The sequence below is a fragment of the Kluyvera sp. EC_51 genome (genome assembly GCF_019584505.1).
Taxonomy (GTDB): Bacteria; Pseudomonadota; Gammaproteobacteria; order Enterobacterales; family Enterobacteriaceae; genus Kluyvera; species Kluyvera sichuanensis.
In genome coordinates, this window is sequence record NZ_VDAG01000104.1 from 41,814 (window position 1) to 55,963 (window position 14,150).

Genomic DNA, 14,150 nt, shown 5'->3' on the forward strand with positions numbered 1-14,150 from the left:
TTACTCGTCTTCCGGGTTCAGACGACGGCGGCTGATGATACGCAGCAGACGCCACAGCACCCAAGCCAGCAGCACGATGCTGATGGCGGCAAAGATAGCCAGCAGAACCGGATGGTTAGAGAGCGCGAACCACACGCGTTCGAACCACGGCAGATGACCGACATAGTAGATGTCGCCCACGCGCAGGCTGCTCACGCCGGACTCACGAATCACCGATACTGAGCCAAACATCGCCGCGCGCTTGCCGCTGTCGTTCAATGCATTGTTCAGCAGGTCATAACCGCTGGCGCTGTCAGCGAGCAGCGCCACGACGCTGCGCTGCTTGTGGTACGGTGATTCGAAACCGACGACGGCAGCCATCGGGCCGGAAGAGGTGATCCCGGTCTGCACGCCAGCCTGACGGTCATCTTCATCAAGATAGATGCTCGGCAGGTCAGTATGGCGCATTGGCGTTTTCACCCAGCTCTGGGTGGCGTCCACCAGCAGGTCGATGTGCTTATCGTCCTTCAGTTTTTGCGGGATAGAGCCAATCAACAGCAGGTCAGCATCCTGGTCCTGAATCTTGCTGCCATCATCGGCGATGGTCATCTTCGAGCCCGCCAGGCCGGTCTGGCCACCAATCACGCCAACGGCGTTCAGCAGCGTGCTCACCTGCGCTTCAGACGGCTGTTTTGGCATCACGATCACCGTGTCGGAGAGATCCGCCATACGGGTGAACGGGAAGCCTGCATTGGCAAAGGTGCGCAGATCCGGCATCGGCAGGAAGTGATAGTAGTTCGAGAAGTCGATGGTCGAGTCGTCGCCAATCACCACGTGGTTCTGCACCGGCTGGAAGGTCACGCAGTTATCCACCGAGCCGCCCGGCATCGGGTTCATATACTGGAAATCAAAGCGCAGCTGGTTCATTGCACCCAAACGCAGCGCCGGAATGCTGACATCGTTTTTACCGTCCAGCAGACCTTGTAGCACCGGCAGGCGCAGCATCAGCTTATTCACATCCTGGGTGCTGTTGAGGTTAAACGACTGCAGGAACTGGTCATTCAGGCTGATGTCCATCCGCGAACTGTCTTTGACCGGCGGCATGGTGTAGCGGTACTTCAGATCCATGTCGATGCCGGTACTGCGCATCAGGTAGAGATCCGGCGGCAGATTCAGCGACAGGTTGATAGACGCCGGCTCCAGCCCGGTGGACTGCAGCTGCTGTTCATAGGTTTTCAGCTCACCGAAGGTGACCGGACGGTCGGTACGCACCCAGTTTGGCGCGTCGTACGGCGCGCGGGCCAGCAGCGGTTTCACCTCATCCACCGTCACGCTATCGCCGCGGAACAGAATATTGCCCGCCGCGATGCCCTGAGCCGCTTTCAGCAGGTCGTTATCGTCACGACCAAACACCACCAGCAGCTTCATATACGGGTTGTTCGGATGGTCGATCATTTCGATCGTTGGTGCCTTCACCGCCGGATGATCGCGCAGGAAGTCCGGGCGGCGATCGTTGGTGGCAAAGACAATGGCATTACGATCCGGCAACGTATTAAACAGCACCGGGAAGGCCTGGCCACGCCAGCCCGCCTTAGCGCCAAACCACGAAGCCACAATGGCGGCCGCCTGCTGCTGCGGCAGATCCGGTGAGTTGGCAAAGACGATAGGCAGGTTCAGCGCACGGTTATCACGGGCGTCAAAGAACGGCACCGGGAAGTGCGACAGATCGTTACGCACCTTCAGCGCCTGATAGGTCAAATCCAGCGAGCTGTTGCGCGCCACGTCCAGCCAGACGGTGGTGTTCGCCGGGTTTTCACAGACGTCGCGGTAGTGGCCAATAAACTCAAGGCGCACGCGGTTAAAGTCGGTGATATAGAGCGGGTCGATAGGGATCTGCGTCGAGACCTTTTTACCCAGTTGCTCTTTGGTGACCGGCAGTACGCCCATCAGCTCATCGTTCAGATAGACCTTCAGCTGAGACGTCGTCGGTAGCAACGACGGCGACGGCGTATAGGTCAGGTTCAGCATCGCCTTCGACACCACTTCGTCGCTGCGCATGCCAAACTCAATGCCGCCGTCCGGGTTAGATCCGCGCAGCACCATGCTGCCCGGCGGCGGCGCAATCTGGGCAAAAGAAAGCTTTACGTCACGCGACGGCGCATCTTCCACCACCACCGGCGTCGTGGTTGCCGCGTCGGCAGAAGCAGACGCCGCGGCGTTGTCCTGAACAGTCGGCGCTACCGCCACCTCTGTCGTCGGTTCTGAATGCGTCGTGAGCGGCAGTAAACTGCCCATGCCCACCGCCACTGCACAAATCCAGGAAAGTTTTCTTTTCATCGGTTCATCATCATTATTGTTGAGCCATAGCCGATAGCGGATGCTCGATTACCGCCTCACGTTCTGGACGGCGCGGAATGAACGAAGCCACCCACGCCACCAGCATGGTGAGCGACCGGAAAATCTCTTTTGCCACCGGTGGCGCGAACTCGGCCAGGTGGCGATAGCCACGGAACCCCAGCTTCAGGATATCCATCAGGCTTTCCAGCGGTTTATCTTCCGGGAAGCTGTCCTGCCAGAGCGCCCACGTATCCGCACGCGCAAACGTACACTGTACAAAATCGATATGTTGACGGGTGCTCATCGGCAACAGCTTGAGCCCCACTTCACTGCCCAGTACACGCACGACCTGGGTTGGGAAGACGTACTCCTGCTGGCCGCGTTTGAGCAGCAGATTAACCTTCTGCTCTTCCAGCACCTGAGCGTCACCGTTGATATGAATACCCACGCCGCCGTCAGAGAAGTCATGTACCGTACAGGAGAAGAGATGCCCGTCTTCACGGGAGATAGCCCCCGGCATTTTGATTTCAACACGGTGCGAACGACGCACCTGTTTACTTTCCACCGACACCGCCACCGCACCGCCGAGGATAATCAGGTTATAGAACACCCACACCAGGCTTATCCACACGGTGAGGGTTTCATCCGCCGGGCCGTACATATAGCGCCAGATCCCAAACGCCACGCCCACCAGATTCAGCAGGACGAGGAAGATATACGGGCGGGAGATAACCCAGTCGACGTACTCCTCTTCCACCAGGCCACCCTTAGCGGTGACGTTGAATTTGCCTTTGTGCGGGTTAAAAAGCGCGACCATCGTCGGTGGCGCGATGTACCACGCGAGCACCGTTTCATAGATTTCACTCCAGAAGGAGTGGCGGTATTTGCCCTGAATTTTTGAGTTGGTCAGGCTGGCGTGAATCATGTGCGGCAGCACGAACAGCGCGATCATCAGCGCCGGGGCGTAGATGATGTAGGCGTGCAGTAGCAGGAAGGCCAGCGGTGCGGTGAGGAAGATAAGCCGCGGTACGCCCGACAGGAAGTGGAACATGGCGTTGAGGTAGCACAGCCGCTGCGGTAGCTTCAGCCCTTTACCAAACAGGGGGTTATCCATGCGGAAGATCTGCACCATGCCGCGCGCCCAACGAATACGCTGGCCGATATGCGCCGACAGGCTTTCCGTCGCCAGCCCCGCCGCCTGCGGCAAACGCATGTAGGCAGAGGTGTAGCCGCGACGGTGCAGACGCAGCGAGGTGTGCGCATCTTCGGTCACGGTTTCCACGGCAATGCCGCCAATTTCATCCAGCGGTTTACGACGAATCACGGCACACGAGCCGCAGAAGAAGGTCGCATCCCACATGTCGTTACCGTCCTGCACCAGCCCATAGAACAGCGTGCCTTCGTTCGGCGTTTTACGGAAACGGCCCAGGTTACGTTCGAACGGGTCAGGCGAGAAGAAGTGGTGTGGCGTCTGCATCATCGCCAGCTTCTTGTCCTTCAGGAACCAGCCCATGGTCATCTGCAGGAACGAGCGCGTCGGCACGTGGTCGCAGTCGAAAATCGATACAAACTCGCCTTTGGCATACTTCAGCGCGTTGTTGATGTTCCCGGCTTTTGCATGTTCATGCGTGGTGCGTGCTACGTAGTGGACGCCCACGTCTTTGGCGAACTGCTTAAACTCTTCGCGGCCGCCGTCATCAAGGATCCAGATTTGAATCTTATCTTTTGGCCAGTCGATACCGAGCGAAGCGTAAACGGTGTTTTTGACGACGTTCAAATCTTCGTTATAGGTCGGGACGAAGATATCGACCGAAGGCCATTCGTTCATGTCCTTCGGCAGCGGCACCGGATGACGGTTCAGCGGCCAGACCACCTGGAAGTAACCCAGCACCAGCACAATCCACGCATAGGTTTCGGCAAACAGCAGGATCAGGCCACATACCAGGCTTACCGGGTCGTTCCAGTTGAGCGTTGAGGTATAGCGCCACCAGATGTAGCGACAGGAGACCGTCAGCGAGAGCACGATCAGCATCAGCGCCGAGAAACGCCCCGGAATGCGCCTCACCAGCAGCGCCACGCCCCAGAGCAGCAGCAAGAAGATAAACTGCGAGAGCGGGTTAAACGGTTGGGTAATGCAGACTAGGGCCAGAATTAAGGAGAGCGTAACCACCACGCCAAGGATCAGGCGGCGCAGCTTTGGATTCAGGTGCGCCAGCTCTTTCTTCTCATCGAGATGGCCGGTTTGCGCATTCATCCGGCCCGGCAGCTCATCAGCCCAGCGGTTGTAGCGCTCGCGCAGACGATCGATGCCTGCCAGCGGTCGCCAGGGGCGAGCGCTGCGTTGTTCTGCAGGCTTGGTGGCAATGAGCCAGACCGCCTGTAGCGCAAAGCGCAGCGGATCCAGCGGGCGTGGTCGCGAGAAATTAATGTGCGGGAACAGTTCGTCGTGACGGTCAGTCAGCGCCTGCCAGCGGGCATTTTCCAACGGCAGAAAGAGCCATGCCAGCCCCACCCATAGGCAGGTCAATGTCGCGGAAAGCCAGGACGATCCCGCCTTTCGATAACCAAGATAGCGCTCGCGCAGGCGAACGTAGACCGGCGGGACGAATATCCAGCTGCCGAGGCGAATCATGCTTCGCGCTCCGCGACCGGACGGCGGCCTGCGTAGTGCATCAGGCACCAGTTGGCGAGCGTAATCATCTCTTCGGCGGCAAGGGAATCGTGGCGGTATTCGCCAAGCGGCTGCTTGTTCGCCAGGCTTTCAGCCATCGCTTCATCCAGATGGATAACCACCGGCAGAAGACGACGCTGGGTTTGCAGCCAGACCTGATAAAGGTCTTCCTGCAGCGGGCTGCTCATGCGTAACCCATTGATCAAAAGGTGGGTATCAGCCGGTAGCGGCTGTTGATGCAGGCGAATATGGCAGTTAGCGTCTGGTTTCAGAATCGTCAGCGTAAAGTGACTGGCTTCGACCAGCGGCGCAGTCCAGGGATAAAAACCGTGCGGGAGATCCAGCAAGATCCACTGGTAGCGCCCTTCGCGTTCTAAGGTTTCGGCGATATCGGCAATGGTCGATAGCGTATCGCCCAACGCGGCCGCGTTTTGCAACTCACCCGGCTGGAGGTGACCAAACGGCAGCACATCAATCAGTGAAGTGTAACGTAATCCCGCGTCACGCCAATCCTCGCCGTCCAACGCCGCGCGCGCCCAGCCGCTCTGCCGTCCGATCTCATCGTTAAACGACAGACGCAACATATTGTCAGGGCCAGCATCGATGACCAGCACCGACTCCCCGAGCAGCTGTAACGACCACGCTAATGCCGCCGTGATGGACGTCGTACCCACGCCACCGCGAACGCCCTGTAATCCCAGAATAGCCATTATGGCTTCCTTATTTTTGTTCGGCTTTTTGTTCTGCAAACTCTGCCAGCAGCGGCCAGCGTTTAAACGCCGCAGCTAATTTTTCACGCTGGGAAATATCAGTGTAATCTATATTGGGTAGAGAGAAAGCCCGGCTCAGTGCGAGAAAATCATTCTGGAAAGTGTAGCCAAGTTGAGAATCAGCTGATGTCACTGGTTCATTATCTGACATTTTTTTGCTCCCTCTGAAATCAAAGTACAAATGCGCCCCATCATTCGAAGGGCAACCTTTCCATGAAATTCGTTTATACTCGTCATACTTCTGATTGCAGATGAGTAGTTTTGCTTTTACTCATTTCAACCACATAGTTATGCAGGTTTCAGGGGATTGGCTCACTTATCGCCTGACGATAACGCTAATAAATCAGAGTATACATGCTAAATCTGATGCTATTTAATTTCAATATTAGGTTTATTCTGACGTTTACACTAGTAAACTTATACGCAGGATTATCGTCGATAAGAGGGACACGATGAACCCCATATTTTCTATTGGTATCCAGTCGCTGTGGGATGAAGTGAGTCATATGCCTGCAGGCGGCGTGTGGTGGGTGAATACCGATCGCCATGAGGATGCCGTCAGCCTGCTAAACCAGACGCTTTCAGCACAGCAAGATGCGGCGAAAGTGGCGGTGGTTTGCATGGGTGAAAACCCTAATAACCTTATAGAATTAAAGGGAAATATCGGCCCTAAAAAAGTGTCGCTGTTTACCATGCAGGATAGCGTAGATAGTCTATACTTTATGCGCCGCGATTTACTGCGCACGCTCGAACCCAACGATTATTTCGTTATCCTGTTATGCTCACATAACGCCTGGAAAAATATTCCTGCTGATAAAGTTCATGATTGGGTAAACAAGTCTCAAAAATGGGCTAAATACTATGGCTGCACGCTTCTGGTACTGAATCCTGGCAACAATGCCGACGCTCAAACCTCCGTTTTACTCGGTGAATATCGTGCCCTTTCTGGCCTGGCAAGTTTACGTTACCAGGGTGATAGTCAACTACTGGATATATCTTACTGGTCAAATGAAAAAGGGGTAAGCGCCCGCCAGCAGCTGTTAATTAAACAAAATGACCACGGCTGGCACCTGGCGCAGGACGAAGTTGCGAACGTCCAGCCGCGCAGCGATGAAAAAGAAGTGCTCAGTAACATCAATATTCTCGAAGGCGCACCGGCACTTTCAGAGCACTGGACTTTATTTGATACCAATGACGCTGTTTTTAATGCTGCACGTACCGCACAGGCCGCAACCGTCATATTCTCGCTAAACCAAAATAGCCAGGTTGAGCAGCTTGCCCGATATATTCATACTCTGCGTCGACAGCGCGGAAGTGCTTTAAAACTTATTGTCCGAGAGACCACTCCTAGCCTGCGAGCCACCGATGAGCGCCTGCTGTTAAGCTGCGGGGCCAATATCGTTATCTCCGCCAGCGCGCCGCTCTCTCGTAGCCTGACCCTGATAGAAAGCGTACAGACACAGCAGTTTAACCGTCACGTACCGGAAGATTTAGCCACTCTGCTCGCCAACACCGAACCGTTGAAGCTGAAGGGCTACCAGAAGTGGGACGTGTTCTGCGATGCGGTGCAAAAGGTCATCAACAACACGCTGCTGCCCGCGGACAGTAAAGGCGTGATGGTGGCGCTCCGACCCGCGCCGGGGTTACGCGTCGAGCAGGCGCTGACGCTGTGCCGTCCGCACCGTATGGGCGATATTGTGACCATCGCCGATCGTCGCCTGGTGCTGTTCCTCCCTTTCTGCCGCGTTAACGACCTCGATAAAGCACTCAACCATATTTTCCCCCTGCCAACCGGGGATATTTTCTCTAACCGTATGATGTGGTTTGAAGATAAACAGATTTCCGCCGAGTTGATTGATATGCGTAGCGTGAAGCCGGAGCTGTGGACGCAGCCACTGCGTATCTCACCGAAACCGAAAAACGTGATTAATGCGACCTATGAAGATAACAGCTGGCGCCGTTATCCCGAGCCGTGCCGCCTGTCTACGGATACCGAAGGAACATCGTCATGATGTCGATAAGCGATATTATTCAACTCGTGATTCTCTGCGCGCTGATCTTTTTCCCGCTGGGTTATCTGGCACGTCATCACCAGCGCCGTATTGAGAACGCGTTCCGTCTGATGTTTCTAAAACCGCGCTTTGTTAAACCCGTCGGCGTAATACGCCGGGATCAGGCCGTCAGGGCAAAATCAAAAAATGACTAATTCGACGAAAAACGCCGCCGTTACTCCTTCTCCGCTGTGGCACTACTGGCGGGGCCTCTCTGGCTGGAACCTCTATTTCCTGGTCAAATTTGGCCTGCTGTGGGCGGGATACCTCAATTTCCATCCCATGATGAACCTGGTGTTCATGGCATTCCTGCTCTTCCCATTGCCAAACAGCCGACTGCACCGCTGGCGCCACTGGATTGCCATTCCGCTCGGTATAGGGCTGTTCTGGCATGATACCTGGCTGCCGGGCCCGGAGAGTATCATGAGTCAGGGCTCGCAGATTGCGGGCTTTAGCGCGGATTACATCTGGGATCTCGTCACCCGTTTTATTAACTGGCAGATGGTCGGCGCTTTCTTCGTGCTCGTGGTCGCCTGGCTGTTTTTAAATCAGTGGATCCGCATTACCGTTTTTGTGGTCGCTGCGATGGTATGGATTAACGTCGGCCCACTGCTTCCATCCATTAACTTGTGGTCAACCGGGCAAGCAACCACCGCTACTGCCGCCGCAACTTCCTCGGCACCCGCCGCAGCAGCAGGCAGCACGACGGCAAGCGGCGACCTTCCCGCGCAAACCGCCGCGCCAACGTCAGATAACCTGAATGCCTGGTTAAACAGCTTCTACGCGTCGGAAAGCAAACGCACCACCACCTTCCCGGCACAGTTGCCGGAAGATGCACAGCCGTTTGACCTGTTGGTTATCAACATCTGTTCGCTGGCTAGCTCCGATATCGAAGCGGCGGGTCTGATGCAGCATCCGCTGTGGTCACACTTTGATATTCGTTTTAGCAACTTCAACTCTGCGACTTCGTACAGCGGCCCGGCCGCGATTCGTTTACTGCGCGCAAGCTGCGGTCAGCCGTCGCATACCAATCTGTATCAGCCCGCAGGCAACCAGTGCTACCTGTTTGATAACCTGTCCAAACTCGGCTTCACCCAGCACCTGATGCTTGACCATAACGGCGTATTCGGCGATTTCCTCAAAGAAGTACGTGAGAACGGTGGCATGCAGAGCCCGCTGATGGATCAAAGCAAGCTGCCGGTTAACCTGCTCTCCTTCGACGGTTCCCCGGTGTATGACGACCTGGCGGTGCTCGACCGCTGGCTGCAGTCACCGGATATGCCAGCCGGTGGCCGCTCGGCAACCTTCTATAACATCCTGCCGCTGCACGACGGTAACCACTTCCAGGGACAGAGCAAAACGGCGGACTACAAGACCCGCGCGCAGAAGCTGTTTGATGAGTTGGATGCTTTCTTTACCGAACTTGAGAAGTCTGGCCGTCGAGTGATGGTGGTTGTGGTGCCAGAGCATGGTGCGGCGCTGCAGGGCGATAAAATGCAGGTCTCCGGCCTGCGCGATATCCCAAGCCCGTCGATTACCCACGTACCGGCTGCGATTAAATTCTTTGGCATGAAAGCACCGCATCAGGGCGCCGCCATTGATATCAATCAGCCAAGCAGTTACCTGGCAATTTCCGAACTGGTTGCCCGCGCGGTAGACGGCAAAATCTTTACCGAAGATAGCGTCGACTGGTCGGCCTTCACCGGCAACCTGCCGCAGACCGCCGCGGTGTCAGAAAACTCCAACGCCGTCGTCGTGCAATACCAGGGCAAACCGTACGTTCGCTTAAACGGCGGTTCCTGGGTGCCGTACCCGCAGTAGAACGAAAAAGGCCGCAGGGTTTTACCCCTGCGGCCCGGTTCGGGCGCATGCTGCCACTGCGGCGGACAGACGCCCCTCAGCGGGCGTTATTTCCGGTTACGCCACCAGCTCAGAATGGCGCTGGTGATAATTCCCACCGCAATCGGAGCTGCCAGATCGTGCCAGAAAAGCACGCCAAGCTCTGCAAGCGTCATGTAGCCGCCTTGGTTGCAATAGCAACAGTTCGCGGCTATTCTCTTGATGTCTGGTCAAGTGATAGCCCCCGTTATGTTGCTGGTTTATACCAAACAACGTGCGGGGGTTTTCTCTTTCCAGCAACCTATGCCGCCGGGGATCAAGCCCCCGCAACATTGCGCCTCACCGGGAAACCGGCTTGACGACGATACTACTGCAAACACCCCTTCAGCTCGCCGTCACAACCCCATTTTCAGAATAGCGCCCGACCTACGCGTAGCCCGGCCGAGCGCAGCGACGCCGGGATGAGCACCGAGCGGTCCCGGGGGCGGCGTAAACGCCTTGCCCGGGCTACAAAAACGAAAAAGGCCGCAGGGTTTTACTCCTGCGGCCCGGTTCGGGCGCATGCTGCCACTGCAGTGGACAGGCGCCCCTCAGCGGGCGTTATTTCCGGTTACGCCACCAGCTCAGAATAGCGCTGGTGATAATTCCCACCGCAATCGGAGCTGCCAGATCGTGCCAGAAAAGCACGCCAAGCTCTGCGAGCGTCATGTAGCCGCCTTGGTTGCAATAGCAACAGTTCGCGGCTATTCTCTTGTTGTTCAGGCAAGTGATAGCCCCCGTTATGTTGCTGGTTTATACCAAACAACGTGCGGGGGTATTCTCTTTCCAGCAACCGATGCCGCCGGGGATCAAGCCCCCGCAACATTGCGCCTCACCGGGAAACCCGGCTTGACGACGATACTACTGCAAACAACCCTTCAGCTCGCCGTCACAACCCCATTTTCAGAATAGCGCCCGACCTACGCGTAGCCCGGCCGGGGGCGGCGTAAACGCCTTGCCCGGGCGACAAAAACGAAAAGGGCCGCAGGGTTTTACTCCTGCGACCCGGTTCGGGCGCATGTTGCCACTGCGGCGGACAGACGCCCCTCAGCGAGCGTTATTTCCGGTTACGCCACCAGCTCAGAATGGCGCTGGTGATAATTCCCACCGCAATCGGAGCTGCCAGATCGTGCCAGAAAAGCACGCCAAGCTCTGCAAGCGTCATGTAGCCGCCTTGGTTGCAATAGCAACAGTTCGCGGCTATCCTTTGTTTGCGAGTCAAAGAATGGCCCCCGTTATGTTGCTGGTTTATACCAAACAACGTGCGGGGGTTTTCTCATTCCAGCAACCTATGCCACCGGGGATCAAGCCCCCGCAACATTGCGCCTCACCGGAAACCCGGCTTGACGACGATACTACTGCAAACAACCTTTCAGCTCGCCGTCACAACCCCATTTTCAGAATTGCGCCCGACCTACGCGTAGCCCGGCCGAGCGCATGCGACGCCGGGAATCGATGCCGGGATAGGCACCGAGCTGTCCCGGGGGCGGCGTAAACGCCTTGCCCGGGCTACAAAAATGAAAAAAGCCGCAGAGTTTTACCTCTGCGGCTCGGTTATCGGGTTACGCCGTTTTCTCTGGATTCTCATCCTGATCGACCGCGAAGCATGCCACCAACTGACCACCATACTCTTTCAGCTGCGGTTGCAGCTGGGTGCACTGGCCAAAGCGGCGACGGCAGCGGGCATTGAAAGCACAGCCCGGCGGTGGATTCAGCGGGCTTGGCAGCTCGCCGGTCAGCTTGATGCGCTCGCGGCGATCGTCCGGATTCAGACGTGGCGTCGCGGAGAGCAGCGCTTGGGTGTACGGGTGACGCGGATTGTTGAAGATCTGGTCCTTCGTCCCTTTCTCCACGCAGCGGCCGAGGTACATCACCATAACTTCATCAGCAATGTGCTCTACGACTGACAGGTCGTGGGAGATAAAGACGTAAGAGAGCCCCAACTCCTGCTGCAAATCCATCATCAGGTTCAGCACCTGCGCACGCACGGAAACATCGAGCGCGGAGACCGGTTCATCGGCAATCACGACGTCCGGGTCAAGCATCAGACCACGGGCGATCGCAATACGCTGACGCTGGCCACCGGAGAACATGTGCGGATAGCGGTCATAGTGCTCGGTTTTCAAGCCCACTTTCGCCATCATCGCCAACGCTTTTTCGCGGCGCTGCTCTTTGCTGAGCGAGGTGTTAATCTGCAGCGGCTCTTCCAGAATTTGCCCCACTTTTTTACGCGGGTTCAGAGAACCGTACGGGTTCTGGAACACAATCTGGATTTTCTGCCGACGCAGTTTCTGCGCATGCGGATCATGTTTGAGCAGATCCTGCCCCTGATAGTAAAGCTCACCGCCACTCGGCGTTTCGATCATCGTCAGCAGACGGCCCAACGTCGATTTACCACAGCCGGATTCCCCGACCACCGCCAGCGTTTTGCCGCGCTCCAGGGTAAATGACACGCCGTCCAGCGCTTTCACCAAGCGTTCCGGGGCGAACATCCCCTTCTTCACCGGATAGTGTTTTTTCAGGTCAATTGCCTGCAACAGCGGCTGTTGCAAGGTGGCCTCGTGCGTACTCATAGTGTGGGCCTCCCGGCATCATCGAGTGGGTAGTGACATTTTGACTGGCGAGCACCGTCAACGGTATTCAGCTCAGGCTCTACGCTACGGCATTTATCCGTAGCATACGGGCAACGCGGGTTCAGCAGACAGCCGTTCGGGCGGTCGTATTTACCCGGCACCACGCCCGGCAGTGATGCCAGACGCGCTTTATCTTGAGCAAATTCCGGTAACGCACGCAGCAGCGCCTGTGTGTACGGATGACGCGGGGCGCGGAAAATATCGCCCGCAGCGCCCGTCTCTACCACCTGACCGGCGTACATCACGATGATTTTGTGCGCGGCTTCGGCCACCAGCGCCAGATCGTGAGTGATCAGGATCAGCGCCATATTCTCTTTCTGCTGAAGCTCCAGCAACAGCTCGATAATCTGCGCCTGAATAGTCACATCCAGCGCGGTAGTTGGTTCATCGGCAATCAGCAGCTTCGGACGACAGGCAATCGCCATGGCGATCATCACGCGCTGGCTCATCCCACCGGAAAGCTGGTGCGGATACACGTCCAGGCGCGAAGCCGGGTCAGGGATGCCCACCTGATTTAACAGGTCGATGGCCCGCTGACGACGCGTGCTCTTGTTGCCGCCCTGATGCACCTTAATCGCTTCCATAATCTGGAAGCCGACGGTATAGCACGGGTTAAGGCTGGTCATCGGGTCCTGGAAGATCATCGCCACTTCGGCGCCCACCAGGTTGCGACGCTCTTTCTCAGAGATGCGCTTCAGATCCTGACCGTTAAACAGCAGGCTTTCGGCCATCACGCGGCCGGGATAATCGATCAGCCCCATAATCGCCAGCGAGCTCACGGACTTACCCGAGCCGGATTCGCCGACGATGCCGACAACCTCGCCCTGGTTTACGCTGTAGCTCACGCGGTCTACGGCTTTGAACGGTGTGCCTTCGTCGCCGAAGTGCACCGATAATTTATCTACATTTAATAACGCCATCTCGGTCCCCTTACTGCTTCAGTTTGGGATCGAGCGCGTCACGCAGACCGTCACCCATCAGGTTAAACGCCAGTACCGTCAGCAAAATTGCCAGCCCAGGGAAGGTCACAACCCACCAGGCGCTTTGCGCAAATTGCAGTACGTCAGAGAGCATGGTGCCCCACTCCGGCGTAGGCGGCTGTGCGCCCATCCCCAGGAAGCCGAGGGCAGCCATATCGAGAATGGCGTTGGAGAAACCGAGCGATGCCTGAACAATCAGCGGCGCAAGGCAGTTTGGGAAAATGTTGACGAACATCTGGCGCATCGCCCCGGCACCCGCCACGCGGGAAGCGGTCACGTAGTCGCGGTTCACCTCCACCAGAACGGCAGCGCGGGTTAAACGGACGTAGTGCGGCAAGGCGACAAAGGTCAGCGCCAGCGCGGCGTTGCCGATCGACGGGCCGAAGATAGCCACCAGCACCAGCGCCAGCAGCAGGCTTGGCAACGCCAGCATGATGTCGACGACGCGCATGATGATGTTATCGACGAGGCCGCCAAAGTAACCCGCAACCAGCCCCAGTACAATGCCCATCACCAGCGACAGCACCACGACCAGACAGCCAACCAGCAGCGACAGGCGCGCACCGTACATCAGACGGGACAGCACATCGCGGCCCACATCATCGGTACCAAACAGATGCGCCCAGGTGCCACCTTCCTGCCACGCCGGCGGCGCGAGCAGCGTATCGCGGAACTGATCGGCCGGGTTGTACGGCGCAATCCAGTTGGCGAAGATAGCGATAAACAGCACGATAACCACGTAAACCAGGCCGACAACCGCGCCTTTATTGCGCTTAAAATAGTGCCAGAATTCCTGGAACGGGGTCATCGGCACCGGTGCTTTATTCTCAGTAACTTGTGACATGATGGCC

General features: G+C 56.9%; 13 protein-coding genes. 3 read left to right on the top strand and 10 right to left on the bottom strand.

The window, feature by feature from the left end:
* Genes bcsB through bcsR form a run of 4 tightly spaced genes read right to left on the bottom strand, consistent with a single transcriptional unit; the run spans position 1 to position 5,908 of the window.
* Positions 1-2,316 carry a cellulose biosynthesis cyclic di-GMP-binding regulatory protein BcsB gene (gene bcsB / locus FHC49_RS19695; protein WP_220440663.1) on the bottom strand — a complete coding sequence of 772 codons (2,316 nt, stop codon included), beginning with the start codon at positions 2,314-2,316 and terminating at the stop codon, positions 1-3.
* 13 nt (positions 2,317-2,329) lie between these two features.
* Positions 2,330-4,948, bottom strand: coding sequence for a UDP-forming cellulose synthase catalytic subunit (gene bcsA / locus FHC49_RS19700; protein ID WP_220440664.1), 2,619 nt, complete (start codon positions 4,946-4,948; stop codon positions 2,330-2,332).
* Positions 4,945-5,697 carry a cellulose biosynthesis protein BcsQ gene (bcsQ, locus tag FHC49_RS19705; protein ID WP_220440665.1) on the bottom strand — a complete coding sequence of 251 codons (753 nt, stop codon included), beginning with the start codon at positions 5,695-5,697 and terminating at the stop codon, positions 4,945-4,947. Before bcsQ ends, bcsA begins: the two co-directional genes overlap by 4 nt.
* Before the next feature lie 10 nt (positions 5,698-5,707).
* Entirely contained in the window at positions 5,708-5,908 is a 201-nt protein-coding gene (bcsR, locus tag FHC49_RS19710) for a cellulose biosynthesis protein BcsR (RefSeq protein WP_185667417.1), read from the bottom strand.
* Between the two features lie 301 nt (positions 5,909-6,209).
* On the opposite strand from bcsR, the gene bcsE reads away from it, so the two are divergent.
* Genes bcsE through bcsG form a run of 3 tightly spaced genes read left to right on the top strand, consistent with a single transcriptional unit; the run spans position 6,210 to position 9,629 of the window.
* Entirely contained in the window at positions 6,210-7,769 is a 1,560-nt protein-coding gene (bcsE, locus tag FHC49_RS19715) for a cellulose biosynthesis protein BcsE (RefSeq protein WP_220440666.1), read from the top strand.
* Positions 7,766-7,963: a cellulose biosynthesis protein BcsF gene (bcsF, locus tag FHC49_RS19720; protein WP_185667419.1), complete on the top strand. Its 198-nt coding sequence runs from the start codon at positions 7,766-7,768 to the stop codon at positions 7,961-7,963. The genes bcsE and bcsF overlap by 4 nt, the downstream gene beginning before the upstream one ends.
* Entirely contained in the window at positions 7,956-9,629 is a 1,674-nt protein-coding gene (gene bcsG / locus FHC49_RS19725; protein ID WP_220440667.1) for a cellulose biosynthesis protein BcsG, read from the top strand. The genes bcsF and bcsG overlap by 8 nt, the downstream gene beginning before the upstream one ends.
* An 86-nt stretch (positions 9,630-9,715) precedes the next feature.
* Here the strand turns inward: bcsG and FHC49_RS19730 are convergent, their stop codons facing one another.
* The 6 genes from FHC49_RS19730 to dppC form a co-directional block, all read right to left on the bottom strand.
* Positions 9,716-9,823 (bottom strand): type I toxin-antitoxin system toxin Ldr family protein, encoded by a 108-nt coding sequence (locus FHC49_RS19730; protein WP_115073682.1) that lies wholly within the window; start codon positions 9,821-9,823, stop codon positions 9,716-9,718.
* Positions 9,824-10,247: 424 nt separating this feature from the next.
* Positions 10,248-10,355 carry a type I toxin-antitoxin system toxin Ldr family protein gene (locus tag FHC49_RS19735; protein ID WP_115073682.1) on the bottom strand — a complete coding sequence of 36 codons (108 nt, stop codon included), beginning with the start codon at positions 10,353-10,355 and terminating at the stop codon, positions 10,248-10,250.
* A 388-nt stretch (positions 10,356-10,743) separates the two neighbouring features.
* Positions 10,744-10,851 carry a type I toxin-antitoxin system toxin Ldr family protein gene (locus tag FHC49_RS19740; protein ID WP_115073682.1) on the bottom strand — a complete coding sequence of 36 codons (108 nt, stop codon included), beginning with the start codon at positions 10,849-10,851 and terminating at the stop codon, positions 10,744-10,746.
* Between the two features lie 397 nt (positions 10,852-11,248).
* Positions 11,249-12,259: a dipeptide ABC transporter ATP-binding subunit DppF gene (gene dppF / locus FHC49_RS19745; protein ID WP_220440668.1), complete on the bottom strand. Its 1,011-nt coding sequence runs from the start codon at positions 12,257-12,259 to the stop codon at positions 11,249-11,251.
* Complete coding sequence (dppD, locus tag FHC49_RS19750) at positions 12,256-13,239, bottom strand: dipeptide ABC transporter ATP-binding protein (protein WP_185667422.1); 984 nt, start codon at positions 13,237-13,239, stop codon at positions 12,256-12,258. Before dppD ends, dppF begins: the two co-directional genes overlap by 4 nt.
* A gap of 10 nt (positions 13,240-13,249) precedes the next feature.
* Positions 13,250-14,143 (bottom strand): dipeptide ABC transporter permease DppC, encoded by an 894-nt coding sequence (dppC, locus tag FHC49_RS19755; RefSeq protein ID WP_185667423.1) that lies wholly within the window; start codon positions 14,141-14,143, stop codon positions 13,250-13,252.
* Between the last annotated feature and the right edge of the window lie 7 nt (positions 14,144-14,150).